This is a genomic window from Streptomyces sp. NPDC041124 (genome assembly GCF_055592385.1).
Genome location: NZ_JBVIYR010000011.1, coordinates 112,739 through 127,429 on the forward strand (window position 1 = coordinate 112,739; position 14,691 = coordinate 127,429).

At 70.2% G+C, this 14,691-nt stretch carries 13 protein-coding genes and 1 pseudogene; 10 read left to right on the forward strand and 4 right to left on the reverse strand.

Annotated features, from left to right (window positions below; translation table 11 throughout):
• Positions 1-4 precede the first annotated feature (4 nt).
• From ACZ6A9_RS27155 to ACZ6A9_RS27180, 6 genes and pseudogenes are all read left to right on the forward strand, one after another.
• Positions 5-869: pseudogene (locus ACZ6A9_RS27155) on the forward strand (hypothetical protein).
• 213 nt (positions 870-1,082) lie between these two features.
• Positions 1,083-2,528: a bifunctional UDP-N-acetylglucosamine diphosphorylase/glucosamine-1-phosphate N-acetyltransferase GlmU gene (glmU, locus tag ACZ6A9_RS27160; RefSeq protein ID WP_468990245.1), complete on the forward strand. Its 1,446-nt coding sequence runs from the start codon at positions 1,083-1,085 to the stop codon at positions 2,526-2,528.
• Between the two features lie 88 nt (positions 2,529-2,616).
• A complete protein-coding gene (locus tag ACZ6A9_RS27165) occupies positions 2,617-3,597 on the forward strand; it encodes a ribose-phosphate diphosphokinase (protein WP_468990247.1) in 981 nt (326 codons plus the stop codon).
• Between the two features lie 204 nt (positions 3,598-3,801).
• A complete protein-coding gene (locus ACZ6A9_RS27170) occupies positions 3,802-4,389 on the forward strand; it encodes a 50S ribosomal protein L25/general stress protein Ctc (RefSeq protein ID WP_468990250.1) in 588 nt (195 codons plus the stop codon).
• Between the two features lie 105 nt (positions 4,390-4,494).
• A complete protein-coding gene (gene pth, locus ACZ6A9_RS27175; protein ID WP_468990252.1) occupies positions 4,495-5,106 on the forward strand; it encodes an aminoacyl-tRNA hydrolase in 612 nt (203 codons plus the stop codon).
• Positions 5,107-5,193: 87 nt separating this feature from the next.
• Positions 5,194-5,679: a hypothetical protein gene (locus tag ACZ6A9_RS27180; protein ID WP_468990254.1), complete on the forward strand. Its 486-nt coding sequence runs from the start codon at positions 5,194-5,196 to the stop codon at positions 5,677-5,679.
• Positions 5,680-5,755: 76 nt separating this feature from the next.
• Here the strand turns inward: ACZ6A9_RS27180 and ppc are convergent, their stop codons facing one another.
• A complete protein-coding gene (gene ppc / locus ACZ6A9_RS27185; protein WP_468990256.1) occupies positions 5,756-8,497 on the reverse strand; it encodes a phosphoenolpyruvate carboxylase in 2,742 nt (913 codons plus the stop codon).
• 291 nt (positions 8,498-8,788) lie between these two features.
• Between ppc and ACZ6A9_RS27190 the strand changes: the two genes are divergently transcribed.
• Positions 8,789-9,802, forward strand: a complete 1,014-nt coding sequence (locus ACZ6A9_RS27190; RefSeq protein WP_468990258.1) for an acyl-CoA desaturase — start codon at positions 8,789-8,791, stop codon at positions 9,800-9,802.
• A complete protein-coding gene (locus tag ACZ6A9_RS27195) occupies positions 9,799-10,476 on the forward strand; it encodes a TetR/AcrR family transcriptional regulator (protein ID WP_468990259.1) in 678 nt (225 codons plus the stop codon). Before ACZ6A9_RS27190 ends, ACZ6A9_RS27195 begins: the two co-directional genes overlap by 4 nt.
• 142 nt (positions 10,477-10,618) lie before the next feature.
• Here ACZ6A9_RS27195 and ACZ6A9_RS27200 read toward each other — a convergent pair whose 3' ends face one another.
• Positions 10,619-11,422, reverse strand: coding sequence for a trans-aconitate 2-methyltransferase (locus ACZ6A9_RS27200; RefSeq protein WP_468990261.1), 804 nt, complete (start codon positions 11,420-11,422; stop codon positions 10,619-10,621).
• Positions 11,423-11,541: 119 nt separating this feature from the next.
• On the opposite strand from ACZ6A9_RS27200, the gene tamR reads away from it, so the two are divergent.
• Positions 11,542-12,039: a MarR family transcriptional regulator TamR gene (gene tamR / locus ACZ6A9_RS27205; protein WP_392043286.1), complete on the forward strand. Its 498-nt coding sequence runs from the start codon at positions 11,542-11,544 to the stop codon at positions 12,037-12,039.
• On the opposite strand, the gene ACZ6A9_RS27210 is transcribed toward tamR, so the two are convergent.
• Positions 11,998-12,765: a LuxR C-terminal-related transcriptional regulator gene (locus tag ACZ6A9_RS27210; protein ID WP_468990265.1), complete on the reverse strand. Its 768-nt coding sequence runs from the start codon at positions 12,763-12,765 to the stop codon at positions 11,998-12,000. The genes tamR and ACZ6A9_RS27210 overlap by 42 nt on opposite strands.
• Positions 12,766-13,068: 303 nt before the next feature.
• Here ACZ6A9_RS27210 and ACZ6A9_RS27215 point away from each other — a divergent pair, with 303 nt between their 5' ends.
• Positions 13,069-13,509, forward strand: a complete 441-nt coding sequence (locus ACZ6A9_RS27215) for a GNAT family N-acetyltransferase (protein ID WP_468990268.1) — start codon at positions 13,069-13,071, stop codon at positions 13,507-13,509.
• A 3-nt stretch (positions 13,510-13,512) separates the two neighbouring features.
• Here the strand turns inward: ACZ6A9_RS27215 and galK are convergent, their stop codons facing one another.
• A complete protein-coding gene (gene galK / locus ACZ6A9_RS27220; protein WP_468990271.1) occupies positions 13,513-14,685 on the reverse strand; it encodes a galactokinase in 1,173 nt (390 codons plus the stop codon).
• Positions 14,686-14,691: the final 6 nt, after the last annotated feature.

Below are 14,691 nucleotides of genomic sequence, written 5' to 3' on the forward strand. Positions count from 1 at the left end.
CGGTATGCGGGTGACACATTCACCCGGCAAGTACGCCGACTTCGAAGCCCTGCGCGACCGGGCGGTGGCCCTGCGACGGGCGGGCTACAGCCTCCGGCAGATCCGCGACGAGCTGAAGGTCCACAACAACGACATCCTCAACCAGCTGGTGAAGGGAGAACCGCCGCCGCCCTGAACGAAACGCCCGCGCGCCAAGGACGACCTCCGCGCCCGAGCGCGCGAGCTGCGCCTCCAGGGCTGGACCTACGACCGGATCGAGGCCGAACTCGGCTGCTCCAGGAGCTCGGTGTCCCTGTGGGGTGCGGGACCTGCCGAAGCCGGAACGCCGACGCACACCCGAGGAGGCCGCGGCCATCGCACGACGTGGATGGGAAGCGAAACTGCGCGTACGGGACGAGGAGCGACGACGCACGAAGGAAGCAGCCAAACAGGCGGTCGGCGGCCTGTCGGCCCGTGAACTGTTCCTGATCGGCGTGGGCCTCTACTGGGCGGAGGGCACCAAGGACAAGTCCTACGACCGCCGCGAGAACGTCACATTCGTCAACAGCGACCCCGGCATGATCAAGGTGTACCTCGCCTGGCTGGACCTGCTCGGAGTCGAACGCGAGCGCCTCCGGTTCACGGTCATGATCCACGAGAACGCCGACGTGACAGGTGCGGAGCGATACTGGGCCGAACTGGTGGGGGCCGCCCGCAGCGCCTTCAACAAGACGACGCTCAAGCGGCACAGCCCCAAGACCGTCCGGAAGAACGTGGGTGAGTCGTACCGGGGCTGCTTGGTGATCAAAGTCCTCCAGGGCGCCGATCTGTACCGTCGCATCGAAGGCTCCTGGTACGGCATAGTGTTGGGTGCCGACTCGGCGACCTGACCAAATGTCCGGTTCAGTCGAGTTTCATCCCCCATGGTGTAATCAGGCAGCACTGAGGGTTTTGGTCCCTTAAGTTCAGGTTCAAATCCTGATGGGGGAGCTGCGCTGTGCGGGCCCTGACGACCACGTCAGGGCCCGCACTCATGTCCCCCCACACCCGCCCCGGTATCCTGCGGATGTCACCCCCTCCCCGAACAGCCGAAGGGCATCCCCGTGAGCGCCAACCGCCCGGCAGCCGTCGTCGTACTCGCAGCGGGTGAGGGCACCCGTATGAAGTCGGCCACACCGAAGGTTCTGCACGACATCTGTGGCCGTTCCCTGGTGGGCCACGTCCTCGCCGCCGCCGGTGAACTCGACCCGGCGCACCTGGTCGTCGTCGTGGGCCACGCCCGCGAGAAGGTGACCGCGCACCTCGCCGAGATCGCTCCCGCCGTCCGTACCGCGGTGCAGGAGGAGCAGAACGGCACGGGGCATGCCGTGCGGATGGGTCTGGAGGAGTTGGGCGGTTCCGTGGAGGGGACCGTGGTGGTGGTGTGTGGTGACACGCCGTTGCTGACGGGTGAGACGTTGCGCCGGCTGTCGCAGACGCACGCGGCGGACGGGAACGCGGTGACGGTGCTGACGGCGGAGGTGCCGGACGCCACCGGTTACGGGCGGATCGTGCGGGACGGCTCCGGTGCGGTGACGGCGATCGTGGAGCACAAGGACGCGTCGGCGGAGGTGCTGGCGGTCCGGGAGATCAATTCGGGTGTGTTCGCGTTCGACGGTGCGCTGCTGGCGGATGCTCTGAAGCAGGTGCGTACGGACAACAGTCAGGGTGAGGAGTACCTGACGGATGTGCTGGGGATCCTGCGGGGGGCGGGGCACCGGGTGGGTGCGTCGGTGGCGGGGGATCACCGGGAGATCGCGGGGATCAACAACCGTGTGCAGTTGTCGGAGGCGCGGCGGATCCTGAACGACCGGTTGTTGACCGCGGCGATGCTGTCGGGTGTGACGGTGGTGGATCCGGCTTCGACGTGGGTCGATTCGGCCGTGACGTTCGAGCGGGATGTGGTCGTCCATCCGGGTACGCAGTTGCATGGTGCGACGCATCTCGCGGAGGGGTGTGAGGTGGGTCCGAACACGCGGTTGACGGACACCGTGGTGGGTGCGGGGGCGCGGGTGGACAACACGGTGGCGGTGGGTGCCGAGGTGGGTCCGGAGGCGTCGGTGGGTCCGTTCGCGTATTTGCGTCCGGGGACGCGGTTGGCGCGTAAGGGCAAGATCGGTACGTATGTGGAGACGAAGAACGCGTCGATCGGTGAGGGGACGAAGGTTCCGCATCTGTCGTATGTGGGGGATGCCACGATCGGCGCGTTTTCGAACATCGGTGCGGCGAGTGTGTTCGTCAACTATGACGGGGAGCACAAGCACCACACGACGGTCGGCTCGCACTGCAAGACGGGTTCGGACAACATGTTTGTGGCACCTGTCACGATCGGGGACGGCGCTTACACGGCTGCCGGCTCGGTGATCACGAAGGATGTGCCGCCCGGTTCGCTGGCCGTGGCCCGTGGTCAGCAGCGGAATATCGAGGGTTGGGTGGCTCGCAAGCGTCCGGGGAGTGCTGCGGCGCAGGCCGCCGAGGAGGCTTCCCGGGGGTCGGCCGAGGAGGGCTGACCGGATTTTGCCGGCTCGAAGACGGCGTACCGTGATAAGTGCACATCTGCACGCCCACCTGCTGCGACACCTCTGAGGAGACAGTGCTGTGACCGGGATCAAGACGACCGGCGAGAAGAAGATGATGCTCTTCTCCGGCCGCGCACACCCCGCGCTTGCCGAGGAGGTCGCCCGTCAGCTGGGGGTCGGGGTCGTTCCGACGAAGGCCTTCGACTTCGCCAATGGCGAGATCTATGTGCGGTATCAGGAGTCGGCTCGTGGTGCCGACTGTTTCCTGATCCAGAGCCACACGGCTCCGATCAACAAGTGGATCATGGAGCAGTTGATCATGATCGATGCGCTGAAGCGTGCTTCGGCGCGGTCGATCACGGTGATCGTGCCGTTCTACGGTTACGCGCGGCAGGACAAGAAGCACCGGGGTCGTGAACCGATCTCGGCGCGTCTGATCGCGGATCTGATGAAGACGGCGGGTGCGACGCGGCTGCTGGCGGTGGATCTGCACACGGATCAGATCCAGGGCTTCTTCGACGGTCCGGTGGATCACCTGTTCGCGCTGCCGCTGCTGGCGGACTACGTGGGTGCGAAGGTGGACCGTTCGAAGCTGACGGTGGTGTCGCCGGACGCGGGTCGTGTGCGGGTGGCGGACCGCTGGTGTGACCGGCTGGGTGCGCCGCTGGCGATCGTGCACAAGCGCCGGGACAAGGACGTGGCGAACCAGGTCACCGTGCACGAGGTGGTCGGTGAGGTGAAGGGCCGCGTGTGTGTGCTGGTGGACGACATGATCGACACGGGTGGCACGATCTGTGCGGCGGCGGACGCGTTGTTCGCGCACGGTGCGGAGGATGTCATCGTGACGGCGACGCACGGTGTGCTGTCGGGTCCGGCGGCGGACCGTCTGAAGAACTCGCGGGTGAGTGAGTTCGTGTTCACGGACACGTTGCCGACGCCGATCGAGCTGGGTGAGTCGCTGGACAAGATCAAGGTGTTGTCGATCGCGCCGACGATCGCGCGTGCGGCGCGTGAGGTGTTCGAGGACGGTTCCGTGACGAGTCTGTTCGACGAGCAGTAAGGGTTCTGCGGTCGGGCGTCCGTGCGGGCCCCGATGATCGTTTTGGGTGCGGCCTCCTGGTCCGAGTAGACTGCTTCAGTTGCTCGGCGAGGGAGGCCGTACCGCTTCGGTGAAGTCGTACGGCGGTCCGTTATCGACGCGCTCTTCGTAGCAGGCCGTTCGTGGCCGGGTGACCACGTCCGTTTCTGACTTCGAGGAGTGACCATGTCCGAGGTAAAGATCTCCGCGACCACGCGCACCGAGTTCGGCAAGGGTGCCGCGCGCCGTATCCGTCGTGAGAACAACGTTCCGGGTGTCCTGTACGGGCACGGTTCGGACCCGCTGCACCTGACCTTCCCGGGCCACGAGCTGCTGCTGGCGCTGCGTACGCCGAACGTGCTGATCGCGCTGGACATCGACGGCAAGTCGAACGAGCTGGCGATCCCGAAGGCTGTGCAGCGTGACCCGCTGAAGGGTTTCCTGGAGCACGTCGACCTGCAGCTGGTGCAGCGTGGTGAGAAGGTCCAGGTCGAGATCTTCGTGCAGGCCGAGGGTGAGCTGGCGCCGGGTGGCAACCTGCTGGAGCACGTCCTGTCGGCGCTGCCGGTCGAGGCCGAGGCGACGCACATCCCGGATGGTGTGACCGTGTCCGTCGAGGGTCTGGCGGCCGGTGCCTCCGTCCTCGCCAAGGACATCGAGCTGCCCTCCGGCGTGACGCTGGCCGTCGAGGAGGACACGGTGGTCCTCCAGGTGCTGGCCGCGCAGGCCGAGGAAGCGCCCGAGGGCGAGGGTGAAGAGGCCGCCGAGGCCTGATCCTCCGGGTGAGTCGTTTCGTCGGCCGCTGTTCCCGTGCGGGGCAGCGGCCGACGTGCAGGGAGGCGCGTGTGCGCGGGTGCGGACGGCGCGTGTGGAGGAGGCATGGGCGTGACGACGGACGAGGCCGGCGCGGCGGGTCCCTGGCTGGTGGTGGGGCTGGGGAATCCGGGGCCGGGGTATGCGATGAACCGGCACAACGTGGGGTTCATGGTGGCGGATCTGCTGGCGGAGCGGATGGGCGGCCGGTTCAAGCGGGCGGGGAAGGCCCAGGCGCAGGTGGTGGAGGGCAGGATCGGTCCTCCGGGTCCGGGGAACCGTCGGGTGGTGCTGGCGAAGCCGATGTCGTACATGAATCTGTCGGGTGGTCCGGTGAACGCGTTGCGGGACTTCTACAAGGTCCCGGTGGGGCGTGTGGTGGCGGTTCATGACGAGCTGGACATCGACTACGGGACGCTGCGGTTGAAGCTGGGTGGCGGGGACAACGGTCACAACGGGCTGAAGTCGCTGACGGGTGCGTTCGGGCGGGATTATCACCGGGTGCGGTTCGGGATCGGCAGGCCGCCGGGGCGGATGCCGGTGGCGGATTTCGTGCTGAAGGACTTCTCGTCGGTGGAGCGCAAGGAGCTGGACTACTTCGTGGACCGTGCGGCGGACGCGGTGGAGTGTCTGGTGATCGAGGGGTTGGAGCGGGCGCAGGGGACGTACAACTCGTGACCTGCTGAGGGGGCTTCGGTGGGGTTGTCCGGTGTGGCCCCCCAGTGGAGTTGACCGACTGCGAGGTCATGGCCAAGGATCTCGGCCATGTCTCCCGCTGCCCGTTCCTCCCGTGGCACCTCCGCCCTGCGCTTCGGCCGGTTCGCGGCGATGGGCACGGTCGCCGCGCTGATCCTGATCGCGGGGGTGTGGGCGTCGTGGGGTACGGCGCAGCACGCGATGCTGACGAAGGGGCGGGAGCGCGGCACGGTGGAGGTCGCGCGGTGTGCCGGGGGGACGTGTGCCGGTCCGTACGCGCCGCTGTCCGCGGGTTCGCAGCCGCGTGCGGAGGTGCGGCTGGAGCGTTCGGTGGCCGTGGAGGAGGGCCGGACGTACACGGTGGTGCTGAAGCCGGGGGGCGTGGAGGGGGTCCGTGGGGGGCCTGCGGGGATCCTCTACGCGTGGGTGCCGCTGGGGGGTGCGCTGCTGCTGGCGTCGGTGGTCGTGGCGGGTGGTCTGCGGCGGACGCGGGTGGCGTGGGTGATGGCGTTGTCGGGGGCGGCGCTGCTGACGGGGGCGTTCGTGGTGGTCTGAGACGGGGTGTGCCCCCGGTCCCGTACGGGGTGTACGGGACCGGGGGCACTGTCGTCTTCCAGCGGCGTCTTCCGGGTCAGCCGGTGTTGCGCAGGCCGGCGGCGACTCCGTTGACGGTGAGCAGCAGGGCGCGGGCGAGCAGCGGGTCGGGCTGTTCGCCGGCTTCGGCGGCGTCGCGCTGGCGCTTGAGGAGGGCGACCTGGAGGTAGGAGATGGGGTCCAGGTAGGCGTCGCGGATGCTGAAGGTCTGCCTGAGGACGGGGTCGGCGTCGAGGAGTTCCTGTTCGCCGGTGACGCGCAGGACCTCGGTGACGGTGAGTTCGTGTTCGGCCTTGATGGTGTCGAAGACGTGGCGGAGCTCGTCGGGGACGAGGGTGTCGACGTAGTGCTGGGCGATGCGCAGGTCGGTCTTGGCGAGGGTCATCTCCACGTTGGAGATGAAGTTGCGGAAGAAGTGCCACTGCTGGTGCATCTCGTCGAGCACGGTGTCGAGGCCGGCTTCGCGCAGGGCCTTGAGGCCGGAGCCGACGCCGTACCAGCCGGGGACGATCTGCCGGGACTGGGTCCAGCCGAACACCCACGGGATGGCGCGCAGTCCGTCGAGCGAGACGCCGGAGCCGGGGCGGCGGGAGGGCCGGGAGCCGAGGTGCAGGTCGGCGAGCTGGTCGACGGGGGTGGAGGCCAGGAAGTACGTGGGCAGGTCGGGGTCCTCGACCAGCCGCCGGTAGGCGGTGTGGGCGGCGTCGGAGACGAGGTCCATGGCGGCGTCCCAGCGGGCGAGCGCCTCGACGGACTGGCGGGGTGCGGTGTGCAGGGCGGACGCCTGGAGGGTGGCGGCGACGGACAGTTCGAGGTTCTCGCGGGCGAGGGCCGGGATGAGGTACTTGTCGGAGATGACCTCGCCCTGTTCGGTGACCTTGATCTCGCCTTCGAGGGTGCCCCAGGGCTGGGCGAGGATGGCGTCGTGGGTGGGGCCGCCACCGCGGCCGACGGTGCCGCCGCGGCCGTGGAAGAGGCGCAGGCGGACGCCGTAGCGGTGGGCGACGTCGCGCAGGCGGCGCTGGGCGCGGTGGATCTCCCACTGGCTGGTGGTGATGCCGCCGAACTTGGAGGAGTCGGAGTAGCCGAGCATGACCTCCTGGACGTCGCCGCGCAGGGCGACGAGGCGTCGGTAGGAGGGGTCGGCGAGCATGTCCTCGAGGATGGTGTCGGCGGCCTTGAGCTCGTCGGTGGTCTCCAGGAGGGGCACGATGCCGATCTTGGCCCAGCCGGCGTGCAGGTCGATGAGTCCGGCCTCGCGGGCGAGGACGGTGGCGGCGAAGACGTCGTCGGCGCCCTGGCACATGGAGATGATGTAGGACTCGATGACTTCGGGTCCGAAGACGGTGAGGGCGCGCTTGACGGTCTGGAAGACGCCGAGGGTCTTCTCGCCGGCGGCGTCGACGGGGGCCGGGGTGGGGGCGAGGGGCCGCCTGCTGCGGAGTTCCTTGGCGAGGAGCTTGGAGCGGTAGTCGCGGGGCATGTCGGCGTAGCGCCAGGATTCCTCGCCGAGTCGGTCGAACAGCTGGCCGAGGGCGTGGTGGTGGGCGTCGGCGTGTTCGCGTACGTCCATGGTGGCGAGCTGGAGGCCGAAGGCGGCGAGGGTGCGGATGGTGCGGGCGAGGCGGCCGTCGGCGAAGAGTCCGCCGCGGTGTTGGCGCAGGGAGGTCTGGATGATCCGCAGGTCGGCGAGGAGTTCGCCGGTGCCGAGGTAGTCGCGGCCGGGTTCGTGGGGGGTGCCCTTGGCGAGGCGGAGCTTGGTGTTCTCCAGCTTCTGGCGGATGCAGGTGGCCTTGAGCCGGTAGGGCTCCTCGGCGTTGAGGCGCTTGTAGCGGGGGCTGATCTCGGGGAGGGCGTCGAGGTCGGCCTGGAGGGAGGTGAGCAGTTCCTCCGTGGCGCCCGCGTAGCGGATGGAGTTGGAGAGGAAGCCGCGCAGTTCGTCGATCATCTCCAGGGCGTCGTTGATGCCGTGTTCGTGCTGGAGGATGAGGACGTCCCAGGTGACCTGGGGGGTGACGTTGGGGTTGCCGTCGCGGTCGCCGCCGATCCAGGTGCCGAAGGTGAGGGGGCGGGTGTCGTCGGGGAGGTGGACGCCGACGCGTTCCAGTTCGGCCGTCAGGTCCTCCAGGACGTCGCCGACCGCGCCCGCGTGGAGTTCGTCGAGGTAGTAGATGGCGTTGCGGGCCTCGTCGGCGGGTTCGGGGCGGGCGACGCGCAGTTCGTCGGTCTGCCAGACGAGGTCGATGTTCTCGGCGAGGCGGGTGTCGAGGCGGCGCCGGTCGCTGGCGATGACGGGGGTGTCGAGGAGGGCGGCGATCCGGCGGAGCTTGTTGAGGACGGAGCGGCGGGCGGCCTCGGTGGGGTGTGCGGTGAACACGGGCCGGATGTTGAGGTTGCGGACGGTGTCGCGCAGGTGCTCGGGGTCGGCGTCCTTGAGGCGGTCGGCGGTGCGGGAGAGCAGTCCGCCCTCGGCGGCGCGGCGGGCGCGCAGTTCCCGGCCGCGGTGTACCTGTTCGGTGACGTTGGCGAGGTGGAAGTAGGTGGAGAAGGCGCGGACCAGCTTGGCCGCGGTCTGCAGTTCGGTGCCCCGCAGCAGCTCGGCGGCGGCCTCGCCGTCCTCACGGGTGAGTCGGCGTACCTTCTCGACGAGGTCGAGCAGTTCCGGGCCTTCCTGCCGTACCAGGGTCTCTCCCAGGAGATCACCCAGCCGGCGGATGTCGGCACGCAGCTCGCTGTTCGTGGTCGCCGTGGATACGGTCTGATCGTCGGCACTGCTCACAGGTGCGGCTCCTTGCAGTGTTGAAGCTCGTCTGGAGGGAACCCGGACGAGCGTCTCGCACGGCGTGTGCCGCCTGCGGGCCGGACGTCCGGGAAGGAAATCAGAGCGGACCGCGCTGTCCGACCGACTTCCAAGGATAGGTGTCGACCCGGACGCGCAGGCTCACGGGCTCTTGCCGTCGGGCGACGCACTGCCATACTTACGTTGCCGTAGGTTACGGAACCGTAGGGAACACTGCTGCTCCGTTCGCCCGGCACCCACCCTCAGTCCACATACCCCACAGGGGAACGCATGACCTCACGTCCCGATGTGCTCGACGAAGTCTCGAAGCAACGCCCGTCCGACGACGCAGTGTCCTCCGCCACGCTGGGCGGGGAGCGCAAGCGCTCCATCGAGCAGATCACGCTGCTGCTCTTCATCACGGTGCCGTTCCTGGCGCTGGTGGCGGCGGTGCCGCTGGCGTGGGGGTGGGGGGTGAGCTGGCTGGACCTCGGTCTGCTGGTCTTCTTCTACTTCCTGGGGTGCCACGGCATCACGATCGGTTTCCACCGTCATTTCACGCACGGTTCGTTCAAGGCGAAGCGGCCGCTGAAGATCGCGCTGGCGATCGCCGGGTCGATGGCGGTGGAAGGGCCCCTGGTGCGGTGGGTGGCCGATCACCGCAAGCACCACAAGTTCTCCGACGACGAGGGCGACCCGCATTCGCCGTGGAAGTACGGGGAGACGGTCCCGGCGCTGATGAAGGGCCTGTGGTGGGCGCACATCGGCTGGATGTTCGACGAGGAGCAGACGCCGCAGGACAAGTACGCCCCGGATCTGATCAAGGATCCGGCGCTGCGGGCGATCTCGCGGCAGTTCATCCTGTGGACGGTGGTGTCGCTGGCGCTGCCGGCGCTGATCGGCGGTCTGGTCACCATGTCGTGGTGGGGGGCGTTCACCGGGTTCTTCTGGGGATCGCTGGTGCGGGTGGCGCTGCTGCACCACGTGACGTGGTCGATCAACTCGATCTGTCACGCGGTCGGCAAGCGGCCGTTCAAGTCGCGGGACCGTTCGGGCAACGTGTGGTGGCTGGCGATCCTGTCGTGCGGTGAGTCCTGGCACAACCTGCACCACGCGGACCCGACGTCGGCGCGGCACGGTGTGGAGCGCGGGCAGCTGGATTCCTCCGCCCGTCTGATCCGCTGGTTCGAGCAGCTGGGCTGGGCCTCCGACGTGCGGTGGCCGTCACGCTCGCGTATCGATTCCCGGCGTCACACCCCGGAGGGCGGCGCCCGGCGGGGGAAGGAAACCGCCGAGACGGCATGATGGTCGTCGTGGCGACCGACTCCAGCAGCACCCCGAGCAATGACAAGCCGCGGCGTGCGCGCCGCACCCGGATGACCGGCGCGGAGCGCCGCCAGCAGCTGCTGGAGATCGGCCGCACCCTCTTCGCGGCGAAGGGTTTCGAGGGCACGTCGGTGGAGGAGATCGCGGCGCGGGCCGGGGTCTCCAAGCCGGTGGTGTACGAGCACTTCGGCGGCAAGGAGGGCCTGTACGCGGTGGTGGTGGACCGGGAGATGCGGCGGCTGCTGGACATGGTGACCGGTTCGCTGACGGCCGGTCACCCCCGGGAGCTGTGCGAGCAGGCGGCGTTCGCGCTCCTGGACTACATCGAGGAGTACACGGACGGTTTCCGCATCCTGGTCCGTGACTCGCCCATCCCCCAGTCGACGGGGTCGTTCGCGTCGCTGATCTCGGACATCGCCACCCAGGTGGAGGACATCCTGGGCCGTGAGTTCAAGTCCCGTGGCTTCGACCCGAAGCTGGCCCCGCTGTACGCGCAGGCGCTGGTGGGGATGGTGGCGCTGACGGGGCAGTGGTGGCTGGACGTGCGCAAGCCGAAGAAGGCGGAGGTGGCGGCGCACCTGGTGAACCTGGCCTGGCACGGGCTGGACGGCCTGGAGCCGAAACCCCGGCTGATAGGCCACCGCAAGAGCTGAACCAGCTCGGCGACCTCGTCCGTCGCGCGGCCCGCGGCAAGGAGACCATCGCTCTGCGCATCGGCGGGTATCGGGTCCTTTACGCCATCGACGACCACATCATCCGCATCCTGGTCGCCCGTGTGGGGCGTACGCCCTGAGATCAACTCCGCTTGCTCGCCACCGCGAAGACGCGGCGGAAGGGGAACGGGGTGCCGTGGGGGCCGGGCGGGTAGGCGGCGCGCAGGGCTGCCCGGTAGTCGGCGACGAAGGCCTCCCGGGCGTCCGGGTCGCCGTCGAGGGCGGTGAGGACGGGCCGCAGGGCCGTGCCCCTGACCCAGTCGAGGACCGGGTCCTCCCCCCGCAGCAGGTGGATGTAGGTGGTCTCCCAGGCGTCGGTCGCGCAGCCGAGGGCGGTGAGGTGCTCCAGGTAGGTCTCCGGGCGGAGTACGGCCTCCTCGTGGCGCAGCACGCCGGACAGGCGGGCGCGCCAGGGCGGGGAGGCGGCCAGTTCGCGCAGCAGGGTGTGGCTGGGGGCGTCGAAGTTGCCCGGCACCTGGAAGGCGAAGGCGCCGCCGGGGGTGAGCCCGTCGACCCAGTCGCCGAACCGGTCCGCGTGCCCCGGCACCCACTGCAGGGTGGCGTTGCTGACGATCAGGTCGTGCGGCTCCCGGGGCACCCAGGTGCGGACGTCGGCGTGGGCGAAGTCGAGCCTGTCGCCCGCGTGGTCGGTGCGGGCCCGGTCGAGCATCTCGGGCGAGTTGTCGTAGCCGGTGATGCGGGCGGTGGGCCATCGGGCGGCGAGGAGGGCGGTGACGTTGCCGGCGCCGCAGCCGAGGTCGGCGATGCGGGCGGCCTCCCGCGGGAGGTCCGGGACGCGGGCGAGCAGGTCGGTGAAGGGCCGGGTGCGGTGACCGGCGTGACGGAGGTACTGGGCGGGGTCCCAGAGGGGGGTGGTGTCGGGCACGGGGCCTCCCGGTGGCCGGAGGGGTGACGGGTACCCCCACCCTCACCCCCGCACCTCTCGACGTCAAGAAGCTCGACATCAAGAGACTTCACGTCGACACAACCACTACACTGCTTGTCATGGAGGACGAGGTCGATCGGCTGGTCGCAGCGTGGCGCCGGGAGCGCCCGGACCTCGACGTGGAACCGCTCGAGGTGCTCAGCCGGGTGAGCAGACTGGCCCGGCACCTGGACCGGGCGCGCCGCCTCGCGTTCGCCGAGCACGGCCTGGAGTCCTGGGAGTTCGACGTCCTGACCGCGCTGCGCCGCGCGGGCACCCCGTACCAGCTCTCCCCGGGGCAGTTGCTGACCCAGACGCTGGTCACGTCGGGCACCATGACCAACCGCATCGACCGCCTCGCCAAGAAGGGCCTGGTGGAGCGGCTGCCCGACCCCAGTGACCGGCGCGGCGTCCTGGTCCGGCTCACCGACGAGGGACGGGACCGCGCCGACCAGGCGCTGGCCGGGCTGCTGGCGCAGGAGCGGGCGATCCTCGCGGAGCTCACTCACGCCCAGCGAGGCGAACTGGCCGGGCTGCTACGCCAGTTGACCGCCCCGTTCGACAACATCCCCGGTTAGGTCGACGGGGCCGACCCCGGCCCGCCGGGCGAGGGCCACCGCGGCGAGGGTGGAGTGCACGCCCAGCTTCCCGAGGACGTTCTGCATGTGCGTGCGCACCGTGTGCGGGGACAGGAACAGGCGCTCGGCGACGGCCTTGCGCCCCAGTCCCGCGACCATGCACCGCAGCACCTCCCGCTCGCGCGGGGTCAGGGACTCCACGAGCCGTTCGCTCTCGGTGCGGTGCCGCCGGGCGGCGGTCAGTTCCCGCAGCACGCCCGTGAGCAGCGCGGGCGGCAGGTGCGTCTCGTCGCGCAGCACGCCCCGTATGACGGTGAGGAGCCGGTTCAGCGAGCAGTCCTTGGCCACCCAGCCGGAGGCTCCCGCCTGGAGGGCGAGCGCGGCCCGGGCCGGGTCGTCCTTCTCGGCGAGGACGACGGTGCGTACCTGCGGCTGCGCCGCGCGCACGCCGGTGACCAGCGCTATCCCGTCGACGAGCCCGTCCTCGTCGCCCGCCTGCACGGGGACGGCCGGCCGGCCGCCGGGCACCTTGCCGCCCAGATCGGCGTCGACGAGCGCGACGTCGAACCGCCGCCCCTCGGCCGCCGCCCGCTCCAGGCAGCGCAGCGCGGCAGGGCCGCTGCCCGCCGCGGACACGTCGACGTCGGGCTCCGCGGCCAGGGCCGCGGCCAGCGACTCGGCGAAGATGCGATGGTCGTCGACGACCAGGACTCGAATGCGAACCACGAAACCCCCTCCCCCGTGCTCTTCCCAGAGCAGGGGACTACCCCATCGTCACGGGACGACACCGGCGCGGATGGGGCGCCGAGGCCGCTGTCACCTCACCTGCTGGACGCGGGACGGGCCGCCGCGGCCACACCGCCGCCGCCGTACGGTCGCCGCCACCCCCGCCCGCGACGCCGCACCCGGCTGTCTCGCCCCCTGAACGGCACCGGCCCCCACCGGCACTGTTCATCAGAGTACGGGCGGGGGCCGGGAGCGGAAGGCAATTTGCAGAACTGGCGGCCTTGCGCGTTTATGGTGAGCCGCATGTTTCGTCTTGAGACAGAAGTCGACAGGGCCCGACGTGATCTGCTCCACCGGCGGCTGAAGGCCACCAACACGGCGGCGTCACCGGTGCTGCGCGCCCTGCGCGGAACCCCGGGCGAACGACAGGCGCCTTTGCACGTGTGGGCGTCGGACGCGAACGGTGATCTCGCCGGCGGCCTGGTCGGCCACACCTGGACGACGTGGCTGCACGTGACGTACCTCTGGGTGGACGCCCGCCACCGCGGGGCAGGCCTGGGCTCCCGCCTGCTGAGCGAGGCGGAACAGCTCGCCGCCGGCCGCGGCTGCACGGCCTCCCGCGTGGAGACCTGGGACTTCCAGGCCCCGGACTTCTACCGCCGCCACGGCTACGACGTGGTCTGCGTGATCCCCGACTACCCGCCGGGGATCACGGAGTACACCCTGACCAAGCGGCTGGCCTGAGCGTCAGCGCACCCGCCGCGCACCCGCCGAGGGCACGGCCTCGAAAACGCGGGGGGCGGTGTACCCGGCCGTCGCGAACGCCTCCTCGACGGCCTTGGTGATCCCGGGGACGCCGGCCTCCTCCGTCAGGACGATGGCCGAGCCGCCGAAGCCGCCGCCGGTCATCCGCGCGCCGAGGGCGCCGGCGTCCACCGCCGTGTCCACCACCAGGTCCAGCTCCGGGCAGGAGACGCGGAAGTCGTCACGCAGGGAGGCGTGCCCCTCGATCAGCACCGGGCCGATGGCGCGAGTGTCCCCGGCCTCCAGCAGCGCCACCACCCGCTCGACCCGCGCGTCCTCCGTCACCACGTGCCGGACCAGCCGGCGGACCTCCTCCTCGTCGCCGAGGCGCCCGAGCGCCGCGTCGAGTTCCTCGTGCGGCAGGTCCCTGAGCGCGTCGACGCCCAGCAGGGCCGCGCCCTTCTCGCAGCCCGCGCGGCGCTTGCCGTACTCGCCCTCGCTGTGGCTGTGCTTGACCTGCGTGTCGACGACGAGCAGGCGCAGTCCCTCGGCGGCCAGGTCGAAGGGGATCTGACGCTGGGACAGGTCACGGGTGTCGAGGAACAGGGCGTGGCCGCTCTCGCAGCACGCGGAGGCCGTCTGGTCCATGATGCCGACCGGGGCGCCGACGTAGACGTTCTCCGCCCGCTGGCACAGGCGGGCCAGCTGCCGGCCGCGCAGGTCCAGTTCGTACAGGTCGTTCAGGGCCAGCGCGACGACGACCTCCAGGGCGGCCGACGACGACAGGCCGGCGCCGGCCGGGACCGTGGAGGCGAGGTGGATGTCGGCGCCGGTGACCGGGTGCCCGGCCTCGCGCAGCGCCCACACCACGCCCGCCGGGTAGGCGGTCCACCCCTTGTCGGTGCCGGGGGTCAGGTCCTCCACGCGCAGCCGCGCGACGGGCGCGTCCACGTCGGCGGAGTGCAGGCGCAGGACGCCGTCGTCCCGCCGGGACACCGCCGCGACGGCGGTGTGGGGCAGCGCGAACGGCATGACGAAGCCGTCGTTGTAGTCCGTGTGCTCGCCGATGAGGTTGACCCGGCCCGGTGCCGCCCACACCCCCTGCGGCGCGGCCCCGTACAGCTGCTCGTACCGCTCGGCCACCGACCCCGCGACGGCCGCGCTGGACTCGCTCATGCCCTG

What these genes read in the sequence shown, in the direction of transcription:
- ACZ6A9_RS27170 (WP_468990250.1), top strand. Translation starts at nt 3,802, where the DNA reads ATGTCCGAGGTAAAGATCTCCGCGACCACGCGCACCGAGTTCGGCAAG.
- pth (WP_468990252.1), top strand. Translation starts at nt 4,495, where the DNA reads ATGGGCGTGACGACGGACGAGGCCGGCGCGGCGGGTCCCTGGCTGGTG.
- ACZ6A9_RS27180 (WP_468990254.1), top strand. Translation starts at nt 5,194, where the DNA reads ATGTCTCCCGCTGCCCGTTCCTCCCGTGGCACCTCCGCCCTGCGCTTC.
- ACZ6A9_RS27190 (WP_468990258.1), top strand. Translation starts at nt 8,789, where the DNA reads ATGACCTCACGTCCCGATGTGCTCGACGAAGTCTCGAAGCAACGCCCG.
- ACZ6A9_RS27195 (WP_468990259.1), top strand. Translation starts at nt 9,799, where the DNA reads ATGATGGTCGTCGTGGCGACCGACTCCAGCAGCACCCCGAGCAATGAC.
- tamR (WP_392043286.1), top strand. Translation starts at nt 11,542, where the DNA reads ATGGAGGACGAGGTCGATCGGCTGGTCGCAGCGTGGCGCCGGGAGCGC.
- ACZ6A9_RS27215 (WP_468990268.1), top strand. Translation starts at nt 13,069, where the DNA reads ATGTTTCGTCTTGAGACAGAAGTCGACAGGGCCCGACGTGATCTGCTC.
- galK (WP_468990271.1), bottom strand. Translation starts at nt 14,685, where the DNA reads ATGAGCGAGTCCAGCGCGGCCGTCGCGGGGTCGGTGGCCGAGCGGTAC.